Origin of the sequence: Pseudomonas sp. NPDC008258 (assembly GCF_042956345.1) — a bacterium.
Classification (GTDB): Bacteria; Pseudomonadota; Gammaproteobacteria; order Pseudomonadales; family Pseudomonadaceae; genus Aquipseudomonas.
In genome coordinates this window covers 29,336-52,751 of the sequence record NZ_JBIBGE010000034.1, presented here as the reverse complement: position 1 = coordinate 52,751, position 23,416 = coordinate 29,336, and the positions used below count along the sequence as shown (strand labels likewise).

Sequence of the window (23,416 nt, the reverse complement as noted above, 5' to 3'; positions counted from 1 at the left end):
GCGGGCAAGCCCGCGAACACCGGCGCAGCCGGTGCCATGCACCGCGCTGGATTCTTCGCGGCGGTTCGACGCCTCGACGCGCCCGCTCCCACAGGGACAGCGTTAAAGCCGAGGGAAGCCAGCACGGCCTCAAAGCTTTTATCAGGTCAGCAACGCCTGCAACGTGGCCAGGTCGTCCGCCTCGTCCACGGGTTTATCCTGCCGCCAGCGCAGCATGCGCGGAAAACGCACGGCTATGCCGCTCTTGTGGCGTTTCGACAATGCGATGCCTTCGAAGCCCAGCTCGAACACCAGCGTCGGTGACACGCTGCGCACCGGGCCGAAGGTTTCCACCGTGGTCTTGCGGATGATGGCGTCCACCTTGCGCATTTCTTCGTCAGTCAGCCCGGAATAGGCCTTTGCAAAAGGCACCAGTGCGCGCCCAGGCGTGCCGACCGGTGCGTCCCAGACCGCGAAGGTGTAGTCGCTGTACAGGCTGGCCCGTCTGCCATGACCGCGCTGGGCATAGACCAACACGGCATCGACGCTGAACGGGTCGATCTTCCACTTCCACCAGATGCCCATGTCCTTGGTGCGCCCAACGCCGTAAAGGGCTTCGCGTTGCTTGAGCATCAAGCCCTCGACACCCAGGATACGTGATTGCTCGCGTTGGCGTGCAAGGTCGGCCCAGTCGGGGCCTGCCAGCAGGGGCGATAGCAATACAGGCGCAAGCGGGTGGTCCTCCACCAGTTGTTCCAGTTGGCGACGGCGTTGGTACTGCGGCCGGTTGCGCCAGTCCTCGCCTTGCCACTCCAGCAAGTCGTAGGCCTGCAAGACCACCGGTGCATCGCTCAGCAGTTTTTTACCGAGTGTCTTGCGGCCAAGGCGCTGCTGTAGCAAGGCAAAAGGCTGGACGGCCAGGTCAGCAGGGCTATCACCTGGCTTCCAGACCAGGATCTCACCATCCAGCACTACGCCGTCGGGTAACATTTGCGCCAGGCTGTGCAGTTCCGGGAAGCGCTCGGTCACCAGCTCTTCGCCACGCGACCACACCCATAGTTGGCCCTCACGCTTGACCACCTGGGCGCGGATGCCGTCCCACTTCCATTCGATCTGCCAGGCACTCGGCGGCCCCAGCAATGCGTCGAACTGTTCGGTTGGCACTTGCAGCGGGTGAGCCAGGAAGAACGGATAAGGCTGGCCGCCGCGCTGGTGGTGTTCTTCAGCCGACTCGGCAGCCACCAGCCGCTGATAGCTGGCTGGCGTGGGGCGGTGGCTGATATCGGTGTAGCCAACCAGCCGTTGGGCCACGCGCTTGGTATCCAGCCCGGCCAACTGCGCCAGGGCGCGGGTGACCAACAGCTTGGACACGCCCACGCGAAAACTGCCCGTGATCAGTTTCAGGCAGAGCATCAGGCTTGGGCGGTCCAGCCGGGCCCACAGCGGTGGAAGGCGCTGCCGGATCTGTTCAGGCGGTAACCCGCGCAGGGGGAGCAGGTGTTGCTCCACCCAGCATGCCAAGCCCTCTTCAGTAGCATTGGTGCTCTGGGGGAGTAGCAGCGAAATGGTTTCGGCCAGGTCGCCGACGGCTTGGTAGCTTTCTTCGAACAGCCAGTCTGGCAGCCCGGCCAGGGCCATGGCCATTTCCCGCAGGAGGCGAGTAGGCACCAGCTGGCGCGGGCGCCCGCCGGCCAGAAAGTACACCGCCCAGGCCGCATCTTCGGCAGGGGCATTGGCGAAATAGTCGCGCAGTGCCTCGAGCTTGGCGTTGCTGGACGTGGTCGCGTCCAGCCGCAGGTACAACGTGGCGAAGGCTTTCATGGCGTGGGTTCGGCAGCGTTAACGTCGTCCTCGTTGCCGTACTCGGTGACGAAGGCGCGGGCATCGAGGCCTTGTTCATTGAGGTAACGCACCAGCACGTTGACCGAACCGTGGGTGACCATCACCCGCTCGGCGCCGGTTTGGCCGATTGCCCACAGCAGGCCGGGCCAGTCGGCATGGTCCGAGAGCACGAAGCCCCGGTCCACGCCGCGCCGCCGCCGGGTGCCGCGCAGCAGCATCCAGCCGCTGGCGAAGGCATCGCTGTACTCGCCGAAGCGTCGCATCCAGCTGCTGCCACTGGCTGAAGGGGGCGCCAGCACCAGTGCGTGGCGCAGGAGGGGGGCATTGCGTGGGATATCGCCGGCATAGCGGGTTTCCGGCAAGCGTATGCCGGCGTCTCGGTACACCCGGTTGAGCGGCTCGACGGCGCCATGCACAAGGATCGGGCCGATGCTGTCGTCCAGCCCATGCAGAATCCGCTGGGCCTTGCCGAAGGCATAGCAGAACAGCACGCTGGCCTTGCCCTGTACGCTGTTGGCCCGCCACCACGCGTTGATGTCGGCATGGATCTCGCCCTGGCTGGGCCAGCGGTAGATCGGCAGGCCGAAGGTCGATTCGGTGATGAAGGTGTGACACGGCACCGGTTCGAAGGGGGCACAGGTGCCATCGGGCTCAACCTTGTAGTCACCGGACGCAACCCAGACTTCACCCTGGTACTCAAGCCGGACCTGCGCCGAGCCCAGTACATGCCCGGCCGGGTGAAGGCTCAGGGTCACCCCGTGGTGCAGCAGGTGCTCGCCGTAGGGCAAGGTCTGCAAGTTGATGTCCTGGCCCAGCCGGCTGCGCAGGATGCCGGCGCCTGGGGCTGCGGTCAGGTAGTGGGCATTGCCGGTCCGTGCGTGATCACCATGGCCGTGGGTGATCACGGCGCGGTCCACGGGCCGCCACGGGTCTATGTAGAAATCACCGGGCGGGCAGTACAGGCCTTCGGGGCGGGCGATGACGAGGTCCATGGCGTGGGCGCTGGTTTGGAGTTACCAGTTAGGAACCATGCAGGAGAAAGGAAGTTCGACTGGAAATGGTTGGGGCCGTTTTGTGTCCCGTCGCCGGCAACCCAGCGCCACCGCGTCGCCTGTTTCGCGGGCACGCCCGCTCCCACAGGGACTGAGCTGGCTTCGAGCCAACACTGTACCTGTGGGAGCGGGCGTGCCCGCGAAGGGCTGCAAAGCAGCCCCAAAACAGGCGATGCCGTTTACTTCCCAGGCACCAAGGTCAGTCGCTGGCTGCCATACGCCCGCCCAAAGTTCTGCTGCTGCAGCGGCAGGCTCATGAAGCGCCCCTTGAACCAGGCATCCAGCCCGTCACTGTAATGCGCGCTGGCCGGGTTACCGGACTGGCCACTGCTGGTCAGCACCTGCAACGGCTCGGCCTGGCCGAAGTCGACGATCATGCGCGCCGAGGCCGGCAGGCGGGTGTCGAAGTCGCTGCCCCAGGCGTAGGGCGTGAGGGCCAGGGTAGTGAAGTCGCCACCTGCGGCCAGCGGCGCACGGTTGAGTGGGTCGCCCAGGCCATGGTAGGCCGGGGCCGGCCAGCGATACTGGTGTAGCTTGCCCCACTGCCAGGCGCGGCGGTCGGCGCCGAGTTGCGTGGTGCCAGCATCTACTGCACCTGCCAGGCTGCGGGCGAGAATGGCGGGTTTGTCTTCTTTCTGCGGGGTGCTGCGGTCGTCCCAGAACGGGCTGTCGTCGCGGCCCAGCAGGTGATCGGCCTGCGCCGAGAACGACAACCGGGCATTGCTGACGAAGGCCTGCCAGGCTGGGCCGGACTCCGGGCCGAGGTCGTCGAGGAACGTCTGCCGCGCAACTTCCTGCAGGAACAGTTCGTACAGCGCGGCATCCGCCGACACCGGGCTCAGGCGGCCGTCGAAGGCCTTGAGCCGGGCCAGCGCGTCACGGGCCTTGTCGCGCTGTGCGCCGGGCAGGGCATCAATTGCCTGCTTGAGTGGCTGGGCCATGCCAGGGGCGTCGAACATCTGCTTGAGCTTGTCGGCCAGCAAGGTTACCTGGTCGTTTTGCAGCGCCATCAGGCTGCGGCTGTCGTGGCGGCCATTGCCGGCCAGCTGCGCCAGGCGCTCGGCACGCTCCGGGTAGTACCAGGTGCTTGAAAGCTGCATGCCATAACCGCGCGGCAGGCTGCGCTGGTTGGCGTGGCCGATCCAGCCGGCAGGTGGGTCCTGGTCGTAGGGGTGCAGCATCGGGTCGGCATAGCCGTCCCAGTCGTAGCGCCCTTCCCAGCCCGGCGAGGGCAGCAGGCCCTGGCCTTCGCGGCGGTTGGGGTAACGGCCGCTGACCTGCCAGCCGATATGCTCAGGCTCGGCGAACACGAAGTTGAGGGCAGCGGCAGTCACTTCACGGGTACTGTCGAATGCGCGCTCCACGTTTTTGGCCCGGGTCAGGTCGAACAATGCATCCAGGCTGCGGTCTGCCTTGTACTGCGGCAAGTTCAGCGCCAGGCCCAGGCTGGCGTTGTCGGGCTGGGCCAACAGGGTGCCGTGGCGGGTGTCGTACATCACCTCGCGCAGCGGGCGCTGGCCACGGACAAAGAAGGTTTCGCTACGGGCGCGGGCCGGCAGCCATTTGCCATCGGCCAGGTAGCTCAGCTGGCTGCCCTGGCGGCGCAGTTGCTCCAGGTACAGGTCCTGGTTGTCGGCCATCACTGCGCTGCTGCTCCAGGCCAGCTTGCCGTTGTAGCCGGCCAGCACAATCGGCAGGCCGGGCAACGACAGGCCGGCGACCTGGTACTTGCCGGTATGGATCTGTACCGGGCTCAGGGCCCAGGCGGCGCGGCTGTCGCTGGCCAGCAGGCTCTTGCCACTGCGGCTGCGCTGCGGGCCCAGGGCCAGGTTGGCCGAACCCGGGCTGCCGAGCAGGTCGAGGTCGGCCAGCTTCTGGCTGGCGGCGGCCAGTGCTGGCAAGCCTGGCAACTGGCTGGCCAGGTTCAGGCCTTTGAGTTTGTCCACTTCGCCGTCGGCCAGCGGCTCGTCCGGGGCGCCGGGCAGCAGCCAGGCCAGTTTGTCGCTGCCGGCCTTCTGCGCCAGGGTCAGGGCGCTGAGTTCTTCCTGCAGGTTCACCGACTGGCTGAACGCGTACAGGCTGAAGATCAGCGCCGAGTCTTCAGGCTTCCAGTACTCCGGGCGATAGCCACTGTTGGCCAGGCCGGCAGGCAGTTTGTCGCGGTAGCGGAACAGGTAGGCATTGACCCCGCGTGCGTACACTTCAAAGAAGCGCTTGAGCCGCGGCGATGCGTCGGCATATTGCTGCGCGGCGCTCTGCTTGAGGTTGGCGGCGCGCATCAGGCGGTCGATGTCCAGCGCGTCGCTGCCGGCAAGTTCCGCCAGGCGGCCCTGGGCAAGCAAGCGCATGGCGACCATCTGTTCGATGCGATCACCTGCGTGCACGTAGCCCAGGCTGAACAGCGCGTCATGGAAGCTGCTGCTTTCGATCAGCGGGGCGCCCATGGCGTTGCGGCGCACCGAGACGTTCTGTGCCAGGCCCTTGAGCGGCTGCACGCCGCTGGTCGGTGGCACGCTGTCCTGGTAGCCGCCCGTCTGGCAGCCGGCCAGCCCGAGCATGCCGAGCAGCGTGGCAGCGGTTGCAAACCGCGGGCGGAAGGGAGGAAGGGCGGGGGCGGCCATGGCAAGGGCTCCTGCAAGGCGTGGCGGGTTTCGAAAGGCGCTAAGGTAGTAAGCGGGCAGGCGCCGTGCAAGGTCCGCGGGCGGTTTATTTGTCAGCGCTGACTCAAACGATGAAGTGGTCTGCCAGCGTGTCGGAAAAGTGCGTGCAGTTGATACGTGCATAGCGGCGGTAGTCACGGGTGACGGCGAACGCCGAGCCGGGCATCAGCAGGATCTTGTGTTGTTCCAGTTTGCGCACCAAGGGTTGCAGGTCTGGCAGGTCTGGGTGATACACCCAGAGGAACATGCCCCCTTGCGGTGCGATTTCAAACTGCCAGCCGCGCTCAAGCAGTAACCGTTGGGTCTGCACCTGCTGCCTGATCATGCGCTGCTGCACATCTTTCATATGCCGCGCATAGGTGCCATCCGACAGTATGGTGTTGACGAAGCGTTCGCAAAACGCCGGTACCGCAACGCAGGTCAGCAGTTTCAGGCGTGTCAGCGGTTCTATCAGGTCTAGCGAGCAGGCGATGAAACCCACGCGCAAGGATGCCGACAGGCATTTCGAGAAGCTGCCGATGTAGATCACCCGGTCCAGGTTATCCAGCTCGGCGAAAGTCTGGCGCACGGCAGGGCTGAAGTCGCCATAGACGTCATCTTCGACCACGAAGAACTCATGCTCCACCGCCAGGCGCAGCACGCTGAACGCGTTGTGCGGGCTGATGTTGCTGCCGGTCGGGTTGTGGAAGGTGCTGTTGCAGAAAAACGCCCTGACCTTGTTGTGCACCAGGTAGCGCCGCATTTCTTCTACATCCGGCCCGTCCTGAGTACGCCGAATGCCGACCACATGCCCGCCGGCCAGCTGGATGAGCTTGATCAGGTTGCCGTTGCCCGGCTCGTCCACGAAAACGTGATCGCCCGGTTTTATCAGCAGCCGCGCGACCAGGTCCAGGCCTTGTGTGGCGCCCAGCGTGGTCAGCAACTGGTTGGGCCGCACATCGACACGGGTCAGCCGCTTCATGTGCACGCACAGTTGTTTGCGCATGGGCAGGTAGCCCTGGATGTCGCCGTACTCGGCCAGCGAGCTCTGCTCCAGCCGCGCCGTGCGGCGAATGGCCTTGGCCAGCAACTCGGTGTCACGCCAGGCGGGGGGGAGCCAGCCGCTGCCCAGCTTGGTGTAGTGCTGGCCACCTTGTAGCAATTTGAACAGTGGGTCGCCTGCCATGCACTCGGGTTCGTGGATCACGCCTGTTTGACGTGACCGGGTCGCGACGAAGTAGCCGCGGCCCGGCGATGCCGTCAACACACCCTCGCTGACCAGCTGGGCATAGGCCGATACAACGTCGTGGTAACTGAATTCGACCGCAGCCGTCAGTTTCCTGATGGAGGGCATGCGCTGCCCGGGCAGCCACTCCCCCGCATCCAGGCGTTGTTTCAACTGATGATGAAGGCTGCTGGGGTTCATGGCAGGTCTCGAACCGTTAGAAAAAAAAGCCTAACAGTTAACGGAAATGCTTGTCGACTGTTCGTTTGCAAATGGCCAGTACATGCCACTATCCCCGTGTCGGAAGTTTTGGCTGCCCGCGGAGGCAGCACCTTAAGCGTCTGTGCAACCAGACAACTGGATATCGAGCCCATGCACTCTATGGATATGCAATCAGCCGTCATTGCCAGGCTACCTGTGCCTGATGAACCGGAAACATTCAAGGTTGTAAGGAACCTTGTTACATCGGCGCTATTGGAGTGTTGTTCAATTGATGAATTTGAAACCTTGAAAGAAACCACGGTTATTCAGTCCGTCACCGAACAGGCCCATGCTGATTTGCAGGCCTTTGCCCTGAAGGACCCGGCGGCTGGCCGCGACCTGGTATTCATTGCAAAAACCTACACTTCGTATTCTGCGGTTTTACATTATCGGCTTGCCCACTGGATCTACAACAATACAACTGCGGCCTACGGCGCCGGTGGCCAATGCCTGGCGGCGATGATCTCCAGGCGCGGGAAAATGCTCTCGGGAGCGGAAATCCACTTCCGCAGCCGCATCGGTGCACGCTTCATCATCGACCACGGCATGGGCACTGTCATCGGCGAAACGTCGACCATTGGTGACGATTGCTACGTGCTTGGCGGCGTCACGCTGGGTGCCCGGGGTATCAGTGGCAACCCGTCGAGCCGCAGGCACCCGACCCTGGGCAACGGCGTACAAGTCGGCGCTTTCGCCAGTGTGCTGGGGGCTATTCACGTGGGTGACGGCGCATTTATCGGGCCGGGTTGCATTATTACCAAAGATGTACCAGCCGCTGCCCGGGTACAGGTTAAAACATCATTGCAGGTGGTACTCGAATCATGAATGCTCTGAACTATGAAGTTTTGCGCAATACCGAAAAACTGTATTACAAAGACCAATACCTGGCGGGTGCGAATACTCAAGTAACGCGGGTGCATGGTGACGGTATCGAATTGCAGAGTACCGTGGCTTATCCGGAAGGTGGCGGTCAGGAAGCTGATATTGGCACCATTGAATTACCGATAGGGACCGTGCGTTTCGTCTGGGTTAAAAAACTCTATGGCAGCCCTATTCGACTTGAAGGTTTCAAAGGCGGAAAACTGGGCGGGATCATTATTCATAGCGTGCACCCTGATGACCTGCACCTGCTGGATGAGGTCACTGTAGGCATGCCTGCCCGGGTCACTATCGATATCGAACGGCGCGAACGGCTGACGCTGTCCCACAGTGCCAGCCACTTCCTGTATGCCGCTGCCGTCGGGCTGCGTGAAGAACTGAAGCAATGGACCATCGGCTGCCACATCAAGGAGGATTCGGCACGTTTCGACTTCCTGGTCGAGGACGCCTTCACCGCCGAGGAGGTGGTTGAGATAGAGCGGCGGGCCAACGAACTGATCGGCTGCGATGCGCCCATCGAGCACTATGCGGTCGAGGGCCTGGAAGACGCGCGCTTGTGGACCTACAACGGTATCGAAATTCCGTGCGGTGGCACACACCTCGACTCACCTCGGCGTATCGGGCGCCTGAGCGTCAGGCGCAAGCGCCTGGGCAAAGGCAAGGAGCGGCTGATCTGCGCGTTCCCCGATGCCGAGGTCGACGTGTCCACCTACCACGAGCACGCACTATGAACAGCACGTTACCGCGGCGCACGTACCTGTACTTCACCGCACAGTCGATCAACCTGACCACTGCCGTCATGTCGGTGACCATGGCCGCCATCGTCGGCGCGGCGCTGGCGCCAGACGCTGCATGGTCGACGGTGCCATACGGCTTTCAGTTTTTGAGCCTGATGCTGGCAACCTACCCGGTTTCCCGGCTGATGAGCCGCATCGGCCGCAAAAAGGCCTTCATGCTGGGCGCAATTCCCTTGGCATTGTCTGGTGTCAGTGGCTTTCTGGCCGTGGAACATCAGCACTTTGCAACCTTGGTACTCAGCCACTCGGCGCTGGGTGTGTATATCGCCTTCGCCAACTTCAACCGCTTTGCGGCCACCGACAACCTTCCCCAGGCCCTGAAGCCCAAAGCCCTTTCGCTGGTAGTGGCAGGGGGCGTTCTGGCCGCTGTGGTCGGGCCGACGCTTACCGAATGGCTGCGGGATGTGGGGGGCTACCCACTGTTTTCGCTGTGTTATGCAGCCTTCGTCGGCCTGGCGCTGCTGTCACTGCTGATTGCCTTGTGCCTACCCGACGATGCCGGCATGGCCCGCGCGGTCGACAGTGCCGCCAAGGCGGCTGGCGCGCGTACCGAGCCGCCAAGCCCGAGCGTGGTCGTGGCAATGGCCGTTGCTGCGCTGGGCTACGGGATCATGAACCTGTTGATGATCCAGGCTTCGATGCACATGAAACACATGCATGAGGATTTTTCTGATGTGCGCCTGGCCATCCAGTGGCATGTGATTGCCATGTTCGCCCCGTCGTTCTTCACCGGTGCGATCATCCAGCGGTTAGGCATCAAGACCACCATTTGCGCGGGCCTGGCCCTGTTGATCGGCTGCTCGGCGCTGAATATCTGGTCGCACAGCTACGCGATGATGACCTTGGCACTGATTGCCCTGGGGCTGGGGTGGAACCTGACGTATGTGGGCGGCGGCGCCTTGCTGGCCCAGTCGCTGCAGAACAGCCCGGCGGCGATGCAGATGCAGGGCAAGAACGACCTGGCCATCGCCATCTTCGCCACCCTTGGTGCGTTTAGCCCGTCGCTGTTGTTGAGCACGGTCGGCTGGGACGGCACCAACGCCATCTGCATGGTCCTGTGCATCGGGCTGCTGGTTGCCACTGCCGGCCTGCTGCAGAACAAGGCCAGCCTGCATACTTCAATGGAAGGTAGCCGCAAATGAGCGAGCTCATCAGCGTCAGCGATCGCATCTATACCAAGCTGGAGATGAACAACCCGGGCGGGAGCCACAAATACCGGGCAGCACAACGTATCGTCGAGCATGCCGTGCGCAATGGCGACATCATTCCCGGGGTAACAACCGTTATCGAAAAAACCGGTGGCAGTTTCGGTTTTGGCCTGCTGGCGGCGTGCCACAAGTACCAGGTCGCCGTGGAGCTGGCGGTCGGGCTGGGTTTCAGCCAGACCAAGCGGGATCTGCTTGAGTGTTTCGGCGCCCTGCTGATTGGCAAGGAAATGCTGATCGCTGGCGCCACCCCCAAGGATGTAGTGATGCATCACCTGGATAATCAGGCTGCGCTGGGCAAGTCGTACTTTTACACCGATCAGTTCAACAACCCGGTGGCCATCGAGGCCCACCGCTACCAGACAGCCAGCGAATTGGCCGTGCAGCTGACCAACGCCGGGGCAGGGCGGGAAGTGCTGTTTGTCGGGTGCGCAGGTACAGGTGCCAGTTTCACGGGCATTACCCTGGGGCTGAAAGATCATGGCTTCGAGGTGTCGACGGTGCTGGTCGACCCCAGCGGGTGTGACTCACGGGCGGGGGTGTTTGCCGATCATCGCTTCGAAGGCATGGCGGTGGGCGTATGCCCGCCCTTCATGGACTGGTCGCTGGTGGATGAGCGGGCGCAAGTGCAGCATGCAGAAATGCTGGCCGCACAGCGCTGGTTCTACATGCAAAGTGGCATTTTCGTCGGCAACACCGCCGCTGCCTGCCTTGCCGTTGCCCAGCGTATGGCCCAGCACCCGCGCTATGCCGCGACCACCGTGGTGACCATCGCCTACGACGCCGGCCTCTGGTACCAGGACCTGCTGGGGGCAAGCCGGCGCAAGGCCGCCTAGGGCAGAGCCCGCAGCAGGGGGCGGTCAGGTCAGGCGCCGTGGCACTTCTTGAATTTCTTCTCGCTACCGCACGGGCACGGGTCGTTACGGCCAACGTCCTTCAGGGCGTTGCGTACCGGCTCCTGGTGGCCGTGGTTGCAGTGCGGGCCGTGCACATGGCCATGGTCATGGTGGTGATCATGATCGTGGTTGCAGTCAGGGCCATGAACGTGGGGTTGTTGGGACATTGCAGGGTTACTCCGGGATGTGATCGCCGGGGATTATCTCACCACTGCGCGATAAGTGCAGGTCTCGATGGATAAGCAACCCGGTCGCCAGCTCGCCCTGCAGGGTGTAGTGCAGCGGCTGCTTGCTTCTGAGCAGCTTGGCCAGTGGCTTGAGGTGCTGCCACAGGTTGGTTCGCGCGGTGATCTTGAAGGTGCGCCGGGCATGCCCGCCCACGCTGCGCCATACGCTGGTTTCATCCTGTACCAGCAGCAAGTCGTTGAGGCGTATGGCATACGACAGGTTGCGGATGAACAGGCGGCTGTCATTGGGGTTGTCGACCCGCAGGTGCAGCACGAATTCCTGCTCCAGCAACCTGGCCTTGACCGTTTCGACCTCGACCAGGTGCACCTCGGGCTCGCGCCACTCGTCACCGCCCCAACTGGCACAGCCCGCCAGCAGCGCCAGCAAGGGGGCGAGCAACAGCAGGCGGGCGCTCATGCTTAGCTACCCACGTAACTGGCGCAGCATTTCTTGAACTTCTGCCCGCTGGCACAGGGGCAGGGGTCGTTGCGCCCGGCCTTCAGGCCAACGGTTGGGTCGATGAAGTACCAGCGCCCGCCATGCTGTACGAACGCTGAGCGTTCACGGTGCTGGTGATCGCCCTCCTGGTCGTGCCAGCGCGCGGTAAAGGTGACAAAACCGTGCTCTGGCTGGCCGCCCAGTATTTCGGCGCTTTCCACCTCCAGGCCCAGCCAGGTGCTCTGGGCGCTCCAGGCAGCCATGCCGGCACGGTCCAGATCGGCTTGCTGGGCGGGCAGGGTGGTGGCTACCAGGTAGTCGACCAGGCCAAGCACGTAGGCACTGTAGCGTGAGCGCATCAGCGTCTGGGCATCCGGTGCCGGGGTACCGGCATGGTAATGCCCGCAGCAGGCATCGAGCAGGTTGCCACTGCCACAAGGGCAGACCGAGACACTCATCATCACCACCAGTACTTGCCGAAGTTTTCAGGGTTGGCCCAGAACCTGGCGTTGAGCCAGTCCGGGACTTGCTTGTAGTCATGTAGATCATAGGTGAACAGGCTCAAAACCTGCTGGTCACGGCAGAATTTCTCGCTGGCCGACATGGCCAGGGCGAAAAAGTCGGTGTCCTGCCAGCCGCTGGCGGCCAGATCCGCCAGCACCGCAACCCGGCTGGCATTGAGGTTGCGAATGCCGCCGAGCAGTTCCAGCCCGGTGCGTTTGGGCAGATGCTCCAGGCAGTCCACCAGTACCGCCAGGTCAAAACGCTGGGCCGCCAGTTCGGCGGGCAGCGGGCCCGGTGCCGCCGTGGCGATGGTCACCTGCGGGTGTGCCTGGGCGAAGGCGTCCAGCGCCGGGAAGCGTGTGCCTACCAGCAGCAGGCGTTGCGGGGTGAAGCGCTCCAGCAAGGCCGCCAAAGCTTGCTGTGGGGTGCGTTGGGAGAAACCTTCGGTCATTGCCTGTCCTCATTGAAGTCGTCCAAGACTAGCGGTCCGCAGCCTGCGGGCAAAGAGGCATGTGGCCACGTCGTGGCTTATTGCTGGCAGGGTTGGAATGCGCGGTCTTTACTCCCAGAGATCGGTCTTATGCCGATTCCCCCTAGGAGAAGCAATGAAATGAGCATAGTACGCACAGCGATACCCCTGGTACTGCTCACCAGTGTGTTGACTGGTTGTGCAGGTTTGCAAAAAACCGACTGGCCGAAGTGTGCTGCCGTCGGGGGTGTAGGCGGCGCCGCGTTGGGCGCGATTGAAAGTTCCAGCTGGGCTGGCTGGGGTGCGTTGCTGGGCGGTGGCCTGGCGGCGGGCTACTGCTGGGCCCATGGCGATGGCGACGAGGATGGCGACGGCGTGCCGGACAGCCGGGACAAGTGCCCGGGCACGCCGCGTGGTGTGCAGGTCGATGCCAACGGGTGCCCGCCAGAGCCGGCAGCCGTGGTCGAGGAAGTGGTGGTGCAGAAGGAAGAAGTCATCGTCATCCGTGATGTGCACTTCGAGTTTGACTCTGCGAAGCTGACCGCCCGCGACAAAGAGCGCCTCAATACCATTGCCACGCGCCTGAAGCAGGAAGCGCCATCCGCCCGCCTGAGCGTCAGCGGCCATACCGACAGCGTTGGCTCTGACAGCTACAACCAGAAACTGTCCGAGCGCCGTGCCCACTCGGTGACCGATTACCTGGTCGAGAGCGGCGTACCGCGCAGCAGCTTCGTGTCGGTGGTCGGTGCTGGTGAAACCCAGCCGGTGGCAGACAACGCTACAGCCGAAGGGCGTGCCATGAACCGCCGTACCGAGATCAAGATCCAGCGGTAAGCCGGCGTGCGCCCGTGCCTTGAGCAGTGGCACGGGCGCGTGTTGATGCCGGTTAGCCGTTTGTGGCCAATGACACAGGAGCATTCAGCATGAGTGTGACGTCGAAGGCGGCATTGCCGCTGTTGGTGGCAGCCAGCCTGCTCGCAGGCTGCGCCACGCACAGTGATGGCAGCGCGCCCCTCAACCAAAGGACCTGGCCTGTTTGCAGCCTGCTGGGCGGCCTGGTCGGTGGCGGCCTGGGCGCTATCGAAAGCTCTGCCTGGGCCGCAGGTGTCGGGGCCCTGGGCGCCGTCACCGGGGGGCTGATCTGTTACGCCCAGGATGGTGACGAAGATGGCGACGGTATTTTCGACCGCCGCGATCACTGCCCTGACACCCCCGCCAACACGGCGGTCGACCACATGGGCTGCCCGTTGAAGGAATACCCGGCAGCGCCGCCTGCCACTGCGCCCGAACCGTCACCTGAAGTGATCATCCTGGATGACAACGGCGCGGTGATGTTCGCCTTCGATTCAGCCGACCTGACGCCGGCTGCCCAGCAACGGCTGCAAGGCCTGGTGGCGAAGCTCAATTCACCGACAGTAGCCAAGGTTGCCGTGATCGGGCATACCGACAGCGTCGGCTCCGACAGCTACAACCAGGCGCTTTCCGAGCGCCGTGCCAGCAGCGTCGCCGAATACCTTATCAGCCAGGGGCTGGAGGCGGGTAAGGTCACCAGCCAAGGGCGTGGGGAAAGCCAGCCGATCACCGACAACGAAAGCGAAGAGGGGCGCGCCCGCAACCGACGGGTGGAGCTGCACCTGAACTGAGCGGTGCTGGCGCCTGCCTTGGCATTGCAGTTAATGTTGGCCGCACGGCCCGCTCGAACGGGCCGTCTCGACATAACAACAATCCATAGGGGGCGGTGTATGAAGTTCATCCTGGGCCTGGGCAAGGTCCTGACGGTCGCTTTCTGGGGTGTGGTGTTGTTCAATCAGTTGATGCCACAACCCTTGCCCTTCAATCTGCTGATCAATGCCGCTGGCATCTTGCTGTTCGGCCTGCACCTGCTCGAAGTGCTGTTTTTCAATGGTAGCTTGCGTGGGCGTAGCCACCGTTGGTTCGACCGCTTGCAGATCCTGTTGACGGGTATCTTTCATGTCATGTCCATTCCCCGTGCGCAGGAGGCGCCGCGAAATGCGTAATCTGATGTTGCTGGCCATGTTGGCCGCACCCCTGGCCCAGGCCGAAAGCCTTGAGGTCGCCGCCAATTCCATGCTGCGCTTGCCTGACAAATCGGCCAGCGTGCACCTCACGCACCTGCGTGTCGCCGATTCGGCAACCCTGCTGCTGCCAGCCTCGCTTGCGCAATTGACGGTCGACCAGCTGGAACTGGGGCGTGATGCGCGTATCGCCATTGCCCCTTCTGACAGCCCGTTACTGATCGAGGCGCGTAGCGCGAGGTTGGGCGAGGGCAGCGAATTCAGTGCCCCCGGGGCGGCGGGCAATTATCAGCGGGCAGCCCGCTCAGGCCGCAGCCTGGACCTGAAACTGGCTGAGCTGGATGCCGAACGGGTGGCGATCGATGCACGCGGTGGCGCGGGCGCGCCGGGTTACGTGGGGCTTGATGGCGGCAACGGCCAGGCCGGGGGCTGCACCTGGGGCCAGGCCAGCCGCGGTGCCAATGGCGATGACGGCGGTAACGGGCACGATGGCGCACCGGGTGGGCGCATTCGCCTGAGCCTGCCGCAGGGGTTCCCGCAGGAGCACATCGTGGTGCGCCTGGATGGCGGCGCACCGGGCAAGGCCGGGGCGGCCGGCAAGGCAGGTAAAGGCGGGGCCAGCAAAGGGTGCCTGGTGTACCGCACCGATGCCGGCGCCAATGGCCGGCCGGGTCAGCCCGGCCAGCCGGGCCTGGCAGGAGCCGCAGGTGAGCTGATCTTGCAGCGCCTCTAAAAGCCTGCACTGGCCCTATCGCCGGCAAGCCAGCTCCCACCTTGACCGCACCGGCCTTAAGCCATGTGTAGTACCTGTGGGAGCTGGCTTGCCGGCGATAGGGCCGGTGCAAGCAGCATCAGATCATCAGCCGCGAACTGGCCACCGCAACCACGGCCAGGCCCAGCAGCAGGTTGATGCCCACCATCCGCCGGATTCGCCCCAGCACCGCCGCACCGGTCGGCCAGTCCTCGGCCTGCACCGCCGCCTTCAACTCCGGTAGCAGCAACGCCTGAATGCGCATGAACAAGGCAAACATGGCGATCCCGCCGCCGATCATCACCTGCACGTACTTCGGCGCAGTCTCGAACCCGCTGAAGCGCACGTGCAACATGCCGATACCACTTATCGCCAATATCGCCACGGCCAGCCAGACCCAGCCGAAGAAGCGTCGGAAAACTTCCACCCACAGGCGCAACCGCGCAGGCCCTTCAAGGGCTGCAACCGTTGCCGGGCGCAGCACCAGCCAGGCGAAGAACATGCCGCCGACCCATACCAGGGCAGCCAGAACATGCAGTGTGTAGGGCAGGGCAAAGGCGAGCATCCGGATCTCCATGCGGCATAAAGGGCAATAGCGGGGTATGATAGCCGCCCCATGCGAAACACTGAAAATATATCCAGCCCTCCGGGCACCTGCAGACCATGATCAGCAACGAACTCAAAGCCACCATCCAGGGCGCCTACTCGCGTTTTCTAGAAGCCAAGAGCCTCAAGCCACGCTATGGCCAGCGCCTGATGATCGCCGAAGTGGCCAAGGTGCTTGGCGACATCGCCTGCGACGACGAAGGCTGCCGTGCCGGCGAGCCTGCCGTGGTGGCGGTCGAGGCAGGCACCGGTACCGGCAAGACGGTGGCCTACAGCCTGGCTGCCATTCCAGCGGCCAAGGCTGCTGGCAAGCGCCTGGTCATTGCCACTGCGACCGTGGCCCTGCAGGAGCAGATTGTCTTCAAGGACCTGCCCGACCTGATGCGCAACAGCGGGCTCAACTTCAGCTTCGCCCTGGCCAAGGGCCGTGGCCGCTATCTGTGCCTGTCCAAGCTCGACATCCTGTTGCAGGAGGGCCACGCCCAGTCGGCCACGGCCCAGTTGTTCGAGGAAGAAGGCTTTCGCATCGAAGTCGACGAGCGCAGCCAGAAGCTGTTCAACAGCATGATCGAGAAGCTTGCCGGCAACCGCTGGGACGGTGACCGTGACAGTTGGCCCGAAGCCCTGGAAGACCAGGACTGGGCACGCCTGACCACCGACCATGGCCAATGCACCGGCCGCCACTGCCCGAACTTCCAGCAGTGCGTGTTCTACAAGGCCCGTGAAGGCATGGGCAAGGTCGACGTGATCGTCACCAACCACGACATGGTGCTGGCCGATCTGGCCCTGGGTGGCGGCGCGGTGTTGCCCGACCCACGCGACACCCTGTACGTGTTCGACGAAGGCCACCACCTGCCAGACAAGGCCATTGGCCATTTCGCCCACTATTCGCGCCTGCGCTCCACGTCCGACTGGCTGGAGCAGACGGCCAAGAACCTGACCAAGCTGCTGGCCCAGCACCCGCTACCCGGCGATCTGGGCAAGTACATCGAGCAGGTGCCAGAGCTGGCGCGGGAAGTACGCACCCAGCAGCAGTTCATGTTCACCCTGTGCGAGCAGGTTGCGGACTTCCGCCCCAGCGAGGACACCGAAGGCCGTGAACGCCCGCGCTATCGTTTCGAGGGCGGGGTGGTGCCAGAGCAGATCCGCGAAGTGGGCATCGAGCTGAAAAAGGGCTTTGCCCGCCTCAACGACCTGTTCACCCGCCTGGCCGACCTGCTCAAGGAAGGCATGGATGGCGAGGTCAGCATCGGCATCGCCAGCCACCAGGCCGAGGAGTGGTACCCGCTGTTCGGCAGCCTGGTTACGCGGGCCCAGGGCAACTGGGAACTGTGGACGGCCTTTACCGCCGAGGACCCGGAAGACAGCCCGCCCATGGCGCGCTGGCTGACGCTGGCCGAGAGTGGTGCGATGTTCGATATCGAAGTCAACGCCAGCCCCATTCTTGCCGCCGAAATGCTCCGCCGCAGCCTGTGGAGCGTTGCCCACGGTGCGCTGGTGACGTCGGCGACGTTGACCGCGCTGGGTAAATTCGACCGCTTCCGCATGCGCTCCGGTTTGCCCCGTGATGCGGTCACCTGCGTGGTGCCCAGCCCGTTCGTACACGGTGACGCCGGCCTGCTGCGGGTTCCCGACCTCAAGGCAGACCCCCGCGATGCGGCGGCACACACCGCGGCGATCATCCGCGAGTTGCCGAACATTGTCGAAGATGCCCGCGGCGCATTGGTGCTGTTCTCATCGCGCAAGCAGATGCAGGACGTGTTTGACGGGCTGGACCGTGACTGGCGCAAGCTGGTGCTGATCCAGGGCAACCTGTCCAAGCAGGAAACGCTGAACAAGCACAAGGCGCGGGTTGATGACGGCCAGCACAGCGTACTGTTTGGCCTGGCCAGCTTTGCCGAGGGGGTCGACTTGCCTGGTGCGTACTGCGAGCACGTTGTCATCGCCAAGATTCCCTTTGCCGTTCCCGATGACCCGGTCGAGGCTGCGCTGGCGGAGTGGATCGAGGCACGAGGCGGCAACCCGTTCATGGAAATTGCCGTGCCCGACGCCTCGCTGAAGCTGATCCAGGCCTGTGGCCGCCTGCTGCGTACCGAACAGGATCGCGGCGTCATCACCTTGCTTGACCGTCGCCTGGTCACCCAGCGCTACGGCAAGGCTATTCTCAACGCGCTGCCGCCATTCCGGCGGGAGATTTCCTGACCGCCGGAGCAATTGCTCCGGCGTGCTGTCCATTCCTCAGTCTTGGGCCCATGAGGGGCCTGAAGGAGAGCCCCAGCCTTATGGTCCGCCACACCCTGCCTGCCGTTTTTGCCCTGTTGTTCAGCTCGCCCTTGCTGGCTGGGCAGCAGACGCTGTTCAGCTTCGTGCGCCCGGCCTCGGTGGTCAATGTGGCGACCGAGGATACCGGCATGCCGCAGTACAACGCGGAGCAAACGGCCGAGGGCGAGGTACTGCGGCGCGTGGTGTTCAACCCGGCCGAGCGGCCGACCTTGCGCCTGAGCCCGCAAGGCGGGGTGTGGGACTGGTCTGCCGGGCAGTTTCTCACCTTGCGCCTGCAAAGTGCCATGGACTGGGCGCTTACTGTGGATGTCACGGTGCAAGGCAGCGATGGCCGCACATTGACCAGCCGTATCGACCTGCCTGCCGGCCCTGCGCAAACGGTGATGGTGCCCCTGACTGCCAGCTCGCCGCTGAGCCAGGGCATGCGCGCCGGTCCACCCATGCCATGGAACCATGGCGGTCAACGCTTGCTGTTGACCAGCAGTGCGGGCGCGGTAGACCTCAAGCAGGTGGCTTCGGTCAGCCTGAGCATACCCAGCCCCAAGGTGGCGCAGAACCTGCTGATCGAGCGGGTGGGTATTCAGGATGACGACCAGGCCTACAAGGCGGCGTACCAGGAGCTGATTGATGCTTATGGACAATCCACTCGCGCCAACTGGCCGGAAAAGGTTGGCAATGACGAGCAGCTCAAGGCGGCCGATACGCGCGAACAACAACAGCTCAAGGGCTGGCTGGCTGAGCGCGCAAAGCAGCACCTGGACGAATATGGCGGGCTGCTGGCCGGGCCTGCGTTCGAGGCCAAGGGCTTCTTCCGCACCGAAAAGCGTGACGGCCGCTGGTACCTTGTAACGCCAGAGGGGCACCCGTTCTATTCCCTGGGGGTCAACGCGGTAGCAGCAGACGGCGGGCGCACATACGTCGCAGGCCGTGAGGGCATGTTCAAGGCGTTGCCGGGCGAAGGTGAAGCACTGGCCGCATTTTATGGCGAAGGCAACAACGACGATGGCAACGCCTCGTCGCAAGGGCGCAACTTCAAGCAAGGGCGTTGGTTCGATTTCTACGCCGCCAACCTGCAGCGCACCTACGGCAAGCCGTGCCCGCCCGCCATGGAAGGGCAGCCCGCCAACTGCCCGCCACTGGTGCTCGATGCCGACCGCTGGCAGGCACATGCACTCGACCGTTTGCAGGCATGGGGTTTCAACACGGTCGGCAACTGGAGCGAGCCCGCCCTGGGCCAGGCCAAGCGAATGCCCTACACCTTGCCGCTGTCGATCGTGGGTGATTACGCCAGCATCAGCACCGGCATGGACTGGTGGGGCAGCATGCCCGACCCGTTCGACCCGCGTTTTGCCATGGCTACCGAGCGCGCCGTGGCGATCGCTGCACGTGATCACCGTGACGACCCTTGGCTGATCGGCTACTTCGCCGACAACGAACTGGCCTGGGCTGCACCAGGCAATGACCCCAAAGCCCGTTATGGCCTGGCCTACGGCACCTTGCGCCTGACCACCGATGTGCCAGCCAAGCGCGCCTTCCTCAAGCAGCTTCGCGACAAGTACCGCAACCAGCAAGGGCTTTCCAAGGCCTGGGGCATTGAACTGACCGCTTGGGAACTGATGGAAGACCCGGGCTTCGAGGCGCCGTTGCCCAACCCGGAGCACCCGGAAATCGAGCGTGACTACCAGCACTTCCAACAGGTATTCGCCGAGACCTACTTCAAGACCATTGCCGATTCCTTGAAGTGGCATGCCCCCAATCACCTGCTGCTCGGCGGCCGCTATGCGGTCAGCACGCCGGAGGCAGTCAAGGCCTGTGCCGAGTTCTGCGATGTGCTCAGCTTCAACTTCTATACCCTCAAGCCGCAGGACGGCTACGACTTCGCCCGGCTTGCGGAGCTGGACAAGCCGGTGCTGGTATCCGAGTTCCAGTTCGGCTCGCGTGACCGCGGGCCGTTCTGGCCGGGGCCACTGGAGCTGGCGCGGGAAGAAGACCGTGGCCCGGCCTACGGCAACTTCCTCAAGGCGGCCCTGGCGCAGCCGATGATCGTGGGTGCGCACTGGTTCCAGTACCTCGACCAGCCAGCCAGCGGTCGCCTGCTCGATGGCGAGAACGGGCACCTCGGGCTGGTGGCCATCACCGATGTGCCGTACCCGGGGTTTGTCGATGCGGTGCGCAAGAGCAACTTGCAGGCCATGGGGCAATTGCGCGGCCAGTTGGAAAAGCCGGCTCCCTGACCTCAGGCTACCGTTCGTCGCGACCATTTGGCCCAAGCCAGTTTGCAAAACACCCAACTACTGAAACAATGCACACCTTTTTTGGACATGGTCGTACGGAGTACAGCGGGTGCAGATCCAGGGTCACTATGAGCTGAAGTTCGAAGCCGTGCGCGAAGCCTTTGCTGCGCTGTTCGATGATCCCCAGGAGCGTGGCGCGGCGCTGTGCATCCAGGTCGGTGGCGAAACCGTCGTTGACTTGTGGGCCGGCAGCGCTGACAAGGATGGCCAGCAGGCCTGGCACAGCGACACTATCGCCAACCTGTTTTCCTGCACCAAGACATTCACCGCCGTTACCGCCCTGCAACTGGTAGGCGAGGGCAAGCTGGCCCTGGATGCCCCAGTTGCCAATTACTGGCCTGAGTTCGCCCAGGCCGGCAAGCAGTCGATCACCTTGCGCCAATTGCTCAGCCACCGCGCCGGCTTGCCGGCCATCCGTGACCTGCTGCCAGCCGAAGCGCTGTATGACTGGCAGGCCATGGTCGATGCCCTGGCGGCTGAAACGCCCTGGTGGGCACCCGGTAGCGAACATGGGTATGCCGCCATTACCTACGGCTGGCTGATCGGCGAGCTGATCCGCCGCGCCGATGGCCGTGGCCCTGGCGACTCGATCGTGGCCCGTACTGCCCGCCCGCTGGGGCTGGATTTCCATGTCGGCCTGGCAGACGAAGAATTCTATCGCGTGGCGCATATCGCCCGTGGCAAAGGCAACCCCGGGGACGCCGCAGCTCAGCGCTTGCTGCAAGTGACCATGCGTGAACCCGAGGCATTGTCGACCCGTGCCTTCACCAACCCGCCGGCGATCCTGACCAGCACCAACAAGCCGGAATGGCGGCGCATGCAGCAGCCAGCGGCCAATGGCCATGGCAACGCGCGCAGCCTGGCGGGCTTCTATGCCGGCTTGCTCGACGGCAGCCTGCTCGAATCCGAGCTGCTCGATGAACTGACCCGCGAGCACAGCATCGGTCAGGACCGTACCTTGCTTACCCAGACCCGTTTCGGCCTGGGCTGCATGCTCGACCAGCCTGATGTGGCCAATGCCACCTTTGGCCTCGGTGCTCGTGCGTTTGGCCATCCTGGTGCCGGTGGTTCGGTAGGTTTTGCCGACCCGGAACACGATGTGGCCTTCGGTTTCGTGGTCAATACGCTTGGCCCATACGTGCTCATGGACCCACGCGCACAGAAACTGGTACGCGTTCTTGCCACTTGCCTTTGATCGGGTAATGCGGGTAATGCCCCACCCCTTTGTCTATCCTCAATGCCAACGCCTGAAGTGCGTTGGCAAAATTTCTTTCAATTTCATGGTGTATCGCTGATGTCTTCACATAAAACCTTAGCACTCGCCCTGTGCCTGACCGCCGTGACGGGCTGCGCCAGCCACTCCCCGGACGGCTCCAAGGAAGGTGGCTCCAGCTGGTGGCCTTTCGGTTCGGACAAGGTTGCCGAGCAGGAAGTGAAGGCAGCTGTCACTGAAAACGTGGCCAAAGCCGATGCCAAGTCCGAAAGTGCCAGCCGCTGGTGGTGGCCGTTCGGTGGCGACGACAAGCAAGCCAAAGGGCCGGTCGTGCCGAAGATCGACCAGAAGGCTACCCAGGCCTGGCTGGACGAGTACGAGCCCAAGCTGCGCGAAGCGATCAAGGACAGCAAGCTGGAGCTGGAGCGTCGCGACAATGTGCTGGCGGTAACCCTGCCGGTGGACAGTTCGTACAACCCCGACCGCCCGAACATGCTGCTGCCCATGACCCTTGGCCCGATCACCCGGGTGGCCAAGGCCGTCGAAGGTGACCCCAAGACTGCCGTACTGGTACTGGGCCATGCCGACACCAGCGGTGTCGCTGCCGCCAATCAGAAACTCAGCCTGGAGCGCGCCGCTTCGGTATCGGCAATCTTCCGCCTTAGCGGCCTGCAGCGTGATCGCCTGACCCTCAAGGGCATGGGCTCGGTGATGCCGCGTGCCGCCAACGACAGTGCTGAAGGCCGTGCCTTGAACCGTCGTGTTGAAATGCTGCTGACCCCGCAGAACACCATGGTCGCACTGCTGGCCAAGTACCAGCAGGCTGCCCCGGCGCCAGTGCCGGCATCGATGGTTGCGGTGCAGGATGCCAAGGCGCCAGCCGCCAAGGCCAACGACAGCAAACCGGCCGCCAAGGCTGCTGTGAAGAAGCCGGTAGCCAAAGCCAAGGCCCCAGCCAAGACTGCGGCCAAGAAAAAAGCTGCGCCGGCCAAGCCTGCCGCCAAGAAAGCTACCGCTGACAAGAAAGTAGCTGCCAACAGCCCTGCGAAGACCAACTGATCGTCAAGGAACGCAGCAATGACCCAATCCCTGGCCGATATGCGCCGCGACTACACCCGTGATGGCCTGGCTGAAACCCAGGCCCCGGGGGAGCCGTTCGCGTTGTTCCACCAATGGTTTGCCGATGCGGTGAAAACCGAACAGGCGCCGGTAGAAGCCAATGCCATGACCTTGGCTACTGTCGATGGCGAAGGCCGTCCCCACTGTCGCGTGCTGTTGCTGAAGGGGCTCGATGAGCAGGGCTTCACCTTCTTCACCAACTACGACAGCGCCAAGGGCCAGCAACTGCAGGCCAACCCCTTCGCCGCCATGACGTTTTTCTGGCCGGCGCTGGAGCGCCAGGTGCGCATCGAAGGGCGTGTGGAAAAGGTAACGGCCAAGGAGTCGGACGACTACTACCAGGTGCGCCCGCTGGGTAGCCGCCTGGGGGCCTGGGCTTCCCCGCAGAGCCGGGTGATTGCTGGTCGTGAAGAGCTGGAGGGGCTGGTCAAGGCTACTGAGGCACGCTTCTCCGATACCCAGCCGCATTGCCCGGAGCATTGGGGTGGCTACCGGTTGCTGCCGGAGCGCATCGAGTTCTGGCAGGGGCGGGCGAGCCGCCTGCATGACCGGTTGAACTACCGTTTGGTTGATGGGCAATGGTTGCGCGAGCGACTGGCGCCTTAGACCGCCTGACGCGATCGTGTGGGAGCGGCCTTGTGTCGCGAAAGGGCCGCGAAGCGGCCCCGGCATTCTATGCATGGTTTGTGAAATCCTGGGG

At 63.7% G+C, this 23,416-nt stretch carries 22 protein-coding genes; 13 read left to right on the top strand and 9 right to left on the bottom strand.

Annotated elements, in window-relative coordinates; translation table 11 throughout:
- Window positions 1-141: 141 nt before the first annotated feature.
- From ACFY9W_RS23655 to ACFY9W_RS23640, 4 genes are all read right to left on the bottom strand, one after another.
- Window positions 142-1,800 (bottom strand): ATP-dependent DNA ligase, encoded by a 1,659-nt coding sequence (locus tag ACFY9W_RS23655; protein ID WP_391135500.1) that lies wholly within the window; start codon window positions 1,798-1,800, stop codon window positions 142-144.
- Window positions 1,797-2,813, bottom strand: a complete 1,017-nt coding sequence (locus ACFY9W_RS23650) for a ligase-associated DNA damage response exonuclease (protein ID WP_391135497.1) — start codon at window positions 2,811-2,813, stop codon at window positions 1,797-1,799. The genes ACFY9W_RS23655 and ACFY9W_RS23650 overlap by 4 nt, the downstream gene beginning before the upstream one ends.
- Window positions 2,814-3,052: 239 nt before the next feature.
- Window positions 3,053-5,494, bottom strand: a complete 2,442-nt coding sequence (locus ACFY9W_RS23645; protein WP_391135494.1) for a penicillin acylase family protein — start codon at window positions 5,492-5,494, stop codon at window positions 3,053-3,055.
- Window positions 5,495-5,597: 103 nt separating this feature from the next.
- On the bottom strand, window positions 5,598-6,938 hold the full coding sequence (locus ACFY9W_RS23640) for an aminotransferase class I/II-fold pyridoxal phosphate-dependent enzyme (protein WP_391135492.1): 1,341 nt from the start codon (window positions 6,936-6,938) through the stop codon (window positions 5,598-5,600).
- A 171-nt stretch (window positions 6,939-7,109) separates the two neighbouring features.
- On the opposite strand from ACFY9W_RS23640, the gene ACFY9W_RS23635 reads away from it, so the two are divergent.
- The 4 genes from ACFY9W_RS23635 to ACFY9W_RS23620 are packed head-to-tail and all read left to right on the top strand — an operon-like array spanning window position 7,110 to window position 10,715.
- Window positions 7,110-7,823 carry a serine O-acetyltransferase gene (locus ACFY9W_RS23635; protein ID WP_391135489.1) on the top strand — a complete coding sequence of 238 codons (714 nt, stop codon included), beginning with the start codon at window positions 7,110-7,112 and terminating at the stop codon, window positions 7,821-7,823.
- Window positions 7,820-8,608 (top strand): alanyl-tRNA editing protein, encoded by a 789-nt coding sequence (locus tag ACFY9W_RS23630; RefSeq protein WP_391135486.1) that lies wholly within the window; start codon window positions 7,820-7,822, stop codon window positions 8,606-8,608. Before ACFY9W_RS23635 ends, ACFY9W_RS23630 begins: the two co-directional genes overlap by 4 nt.
- The gene (locus ACFY9W_RS23625; RefSeq protein ID WP_391135483.1) at window positions 8,605-9,816 is read left to right on the top strand and encodes an MFS transporter; all 1,212 of its coding nucleotides are present in this window, start codon (window positions 8,605-8,607) and stop codon (window positions 9,814-9,816) included. The genes ACFY9W_RS23630 and ACFY9W_RS23625 overlap by 4 nt, the downstream gene beginning before the upstream one ends.
- Window positions 9,813-10,715: a pyridoxal-phosphate dependent enzyme gene (locus tag ACFY9W_RS23620; RefSeq protein WP_391135480.1), complete on the top strand. Its 903-nt coding sequence runs from the start codon at window positions 9,813-9,815 to the stop codon at window positions 10,713-10,715. The genes ACFY9W_RS23625 and ACFY9W_RS23620 overlap by 4 nt, the downstream gene beginning before the upstream one ends.
- Before the next feature lie 29 nt (window positions 10,716-10,744).
- Here the strand turns inward: ACFY9W_RS23620 and ACFY9W_RS23615 are convergent, their stop codons facing one another.
- The 4 genes from ACFY9W_RS23615 to ACFY9W_RS23600 are packed head-to-tail and all read right to left on the bottom strand — an operon-like array spanning window position 10,745 to window position 12,396.
- Window positions 10,745-10,942: an SEC-C metal-binding domain-containing protein gene (locus ACFY9W_RS23615; protein WP_009684590.1), complete on the bottom strand. Its 198-nt coding sequence runs from the start codon at window positions 10,940-10,942 to the stop codon at window positions 10,745-10,747.
- Window positions 10,943-10,949: 7 nt separating this feature from the next.
- Window positions 10,950-11,420 carry an LEA type 2 family protein gene (locus ACFY9W_RS23610; protein WP_391135477.1) on the bottom strand — a complete coding sequence of 157 codons (471 nt, stop codon included), beginning with the start codon at window positions 11,418-11,420 and terminating at the stop codon, window positions 10,950-10,952.
- A 2-nt stretch (window positions 11,421-11,422) separates the two neighbouring features.
- On the bottom strand, window positions 11,423-11,899 hold the full coding sequence (locus ACFY9W_RS23605) for a YchJ family protein (protein WP_391135474.1): 477 nt from the start codon (window positions 11,897-11,899) through the stop codon (window positions 11,423-11,425).
- 2 nt (window positions 11,900-11,901) lie between these two features.
- Window positions 11,902-12,396 carry a DUF6231 family protein gene (locus ACFY9W_RS23600; RefSeq protein ID WP_391135471.1) on the bottom strand — a complete coding sequence of 165 codons (495 nt, stop codon included), beginning with the start codon at window positions 12,394-12,396 and terminating at the stop codon, window positions 11,902-11,904.
- 159 nt (window positions 12,397-12,555) lie between these two features.
- Here ACFY9W_RS23600 and ACFY9W_RS23595 point away from each other — a divergent pair, with 159 nt between their 5' ends.
- The 4 genes from ACFY9W_RS23595 to ACFY9W_RS23580 all read left to right on the top strand — a co-directional run bounded on the left by ACFY9W_RS23595 (window position 12,556) and on the right by ACFY9W_RS23580 (window position 15,183).
- Window positions 12,556-13,248 (top strand): OmpA family protein, encoded by a 693-nt coding sequence (locus ACFY9W_RS23595; protein ID WP_016713781.1) that lies wholly within the window; start codon window positions 12,556-12,558, stop codon window positions 13,246-13,248.
- An 89-nt stretch (window positions 13,249-13,337) separates the two neighbouring features.
- Window positions 13,338-14,057: an OmpA family protein gene (locus tag ACFY9W_RS23590; protein ID WP_391135467.1), complete on the top strand. Its 720-nt coding sequence runs from the start codon at window positions 13,338-13,340 to the stop codon at window positions 14,055-14,057.
- Window positions 14,058-14,156: 99 nt separating this feature from the next.
- On the top strand, window positions 14,157-14,432 hold the full coding sequence (locus ACFY9W_RS23585; RefSeq protein WP_391135464.1) for a DUF1145 domain-containing protein: 276 nt from the start codon (window positions 14,157-14,159) through the stop codon (window positions 14,430-14,432).
- Window positions 14,425-15,183, top strand: coding sequence for a collagen-like protein (locus ACFY9W_RS23580; RefSeq protein WP_391135461.1), 759 nt, complete (start codon window positions 14,425-14,427; stop codon window positions 15,181-15,183). The genes ACFY9W_RS23585 and ACFY9W_RS23580 overlap by 8 nt, the downstream gene beginning before the upstream one ends.
- 118 nt (window positions 15,184-15,301) lie before the next feature.
- On the opposite strand, the gene ACFY9W_RS23575 is transcribed toward ACFY9W_RS23580, so the two are convergent.
- Complete coding sequence (locus ACFY9W_RS23575; protein WP_391135458.1) at window positions 15,302-15,766, bottom strand: CopD family protein; 465 nt, start codon at window positions 15,764-15,766, stop codon at window positions 15,302-15,304.
- Between the two features lie 98 nt (window positions 15,767-15,864).
- Between ACFY9W_RS23575 and dinG the strand changes: the two genes are divergently transcribed.
- The 5 genes from dinG to pdxH all read left to right on the top strand — a co-directional run bounded on the left by dinG (window position 15,865) and on the right by pdxH (window position 23,322).
- Window positions 15,865-18,009 (top strand): ATP-dependent DNA helicase DinG, encoded by a 2,145-nt coding sequence (gene dinG / locus ACFY9W_RS23570; protein WP_391135455.1) that lies wholly within the window; start codon window positions 15,865-15,867, stop codon window positions 18,007-18,009.
- 80 nt (window positions 18,010-18,089) lie between these two features.
- Window positions 18,090-20,324, top strand: a complete 2,235-nt coding sequence (locus ACFY9W_RS23565) for a beta-galactosidase (protein WP_391135452.1) — start codon at window positions 18,090-18,092, stop codon at window positions 20,322-20,324.
- Between the two features lie 109 nt (window positions 20,325-20,433).
- A complete protein-coding gene (locus ACFY9W_RS23560; protein WP_391135449.1) occupies window positions 20,434-21,579 on the top strand; it encodes a serine hydrolase in 1,146 nt (381 codons plus the stop codon).
- 99 nt (window positions 21,580-21,678) lie between these two features.
- Window positions 21,679-22,656, top strand: coding sequence for an OmpA family protein (locus ACFY9W_RS23555; protein ID WP_391135446.1), 978 nt, complete (start codon window positions 21,679-21,681; stop codon window positions 22,654-22,656).
- An 18-nt stretch (window positions 22,657-22,674) separates the two neighbouring features.
- Window positions 22,675-23,322 (top strand): pyridoxamine 5'-phosphate oxidase, encoded by a 648-nt coding sequence (pdxH, locus tag ACFY9W_RS23550; protein WP_391135443.1) that lies wholly within the window; start codon window positions 22,675-22,677, stop codon window positions 23,320-23,322.
- Window positions 23,323-23,416 lie beyond the last annotated feature (94 nt).

Bases quoted from the DNA above. Each gene is read 5' to 3' on its own strand.
- ACFY9W_RS23645 (WP_391135494.1), bottom strand. From the start codon at position 5,494: ATGGCCGCCCCCGCCCTTCCTCCCTTCCGCCCGCGGTTTGCAACCGCT.
- pdxH (WP_391135443.1), top strand. From the start codon at position 22,675: ATGACCCAATCCCTGGCCGATATGCGCCGCGACTACACCCGTGATGGC.
- ACFY9W_RS23600 (WP_391135471.1), bottom strand. From the start codon at position 12,396: ATGACCGAAGGTTTCTCCCAACGCACCCCACAGCAAGCTTTGGCGGCC.
- ACFY9W_RS23625 (WP_391135483.1), top strand. From the start codon at position 8,605: ATGAACAGCACGTTACCGCGGCGCACGTACCTGTACTTCACCGCACAG.
- ACFY9W_RS23590 (WP_391135467.1), top strand. From the start codon at position 13,338: ATGAGTGTGACGTCGAAGGCGGCATTGCCGCTGTTGGTGGCAGCCAGC.
- ACFY9W_RS23615 (WP_009684590.1), bottom strand. From the start codon at position 10,942: ATGTCCCAACAACCCCACGTTCATGGCCCTGACTGCAACCACGATCAT.
- ACFY9W_RS23630 (WP_391135486.1), top strand. From the start codon at position 7,820: ATGAATGCTCTGAACTATGAAGTTTTGCGCAATACCGAAAAACTGTAT.
- ACFY9W_RS23610 (WP_391135477.1), bottom strand. From the start codon at position 11,420: ATGAGCGCCCGCCTGCTGTTGCTCGCCCCCTTGCTGGCGCTGCTGGCG.
- ACFY9W_RS23555 (WP_391135446.1), top strand. From the start codon at position 21,679: ATGTCTTCACATAAAACCTTAGCACTCGCCCTGTGCCTGACCGCCGTG.
- ACFY9W_RS23620 (WP_391135480.1), top strand. From the start codon at position 9,813: ATGAGCGAGCTCATCAGCGTCAGCGATCGCATCTATACCAAGCTGGAG.
- ACFY9W_RS23595 (WP_016713781.1), top strand. From the start codon at position 12,556: ATGAGCATAGTACGCACAGCGATACCCCTGGTACTGCTCACCAGTGTG.
- ACFY9W_RS23580 (WP_391135461.1), top strand. From the start codon at position 14,425: ATGCGTAATCTGATGTTGCTGGCCATGTTGGCCGCACCCCTGGCCCAG.
- ACFY9W_RS23635 (WP_391135489.1), top strand. From the start codon at position 7,110: ATGCACTCTATGGATATGCAATCAGCCGTCATTGCCAGGCTACCTGTG.
- ACFY9W_RS23585 (WP_391135464.1), top strand. From the start codon at position 14,157: ATGAAGTTCATCCTGGGCCTGGGCAAGGTCCTGACGGTCGCTTTCTGG.
- ACFY9W_RS23605 (WP_391135474.1), bottom strand. From the start codon at position 11,899: ATGAGTGTCTCGGTCTGCCCTTGTGGCAGTGGCAACCTGCTCGATGCC.
- ACFY9W_RS23655 (WP_391135500.1), bottom strand. From the start codon at position 1,800: ATGAAAGCCTTCGCCACGTTGTACCTGCGGCTGGACGCGACCACGTCC.
- ACFY9W_RS23575 (WP_391135458.1), bottom strand. From the start codon at position 15,766: ATGCTCGCCTTTGCCCTGCCCTACACACTGCATGTTCTGGCTGCCCTG.
- dinG (WP_391135455.1), top strand. From the start codon at position 15,865: ATGATCAGCAACGAACTCAAAGCCACCATCCAGGGCGCCTACTCGCGT.
- ACFY9W_RS23640 (WP_391135492.1), bottom strand. From the start codon at position 6,938: ATGAACCCCAGCAGCCTTCATCATCAGTTGAAACAACGCCTGGATGCG.
- ACFY9W_RS23650 (WP_391135497.1), bottom strand. From the start codon at position 2,813: ATGGACCTCGTCATCGCCCGCCCCGAAGGCCTGTACTGCCCGCCCGGT.
- ACFY9W_RS23565 (WP_391135452.1), top strand. From the start codon at position 18,090: ATGGTCCGCCACACCCTGCCTGCCGTTTTTGCCCTGTTGTTCAGCTCG.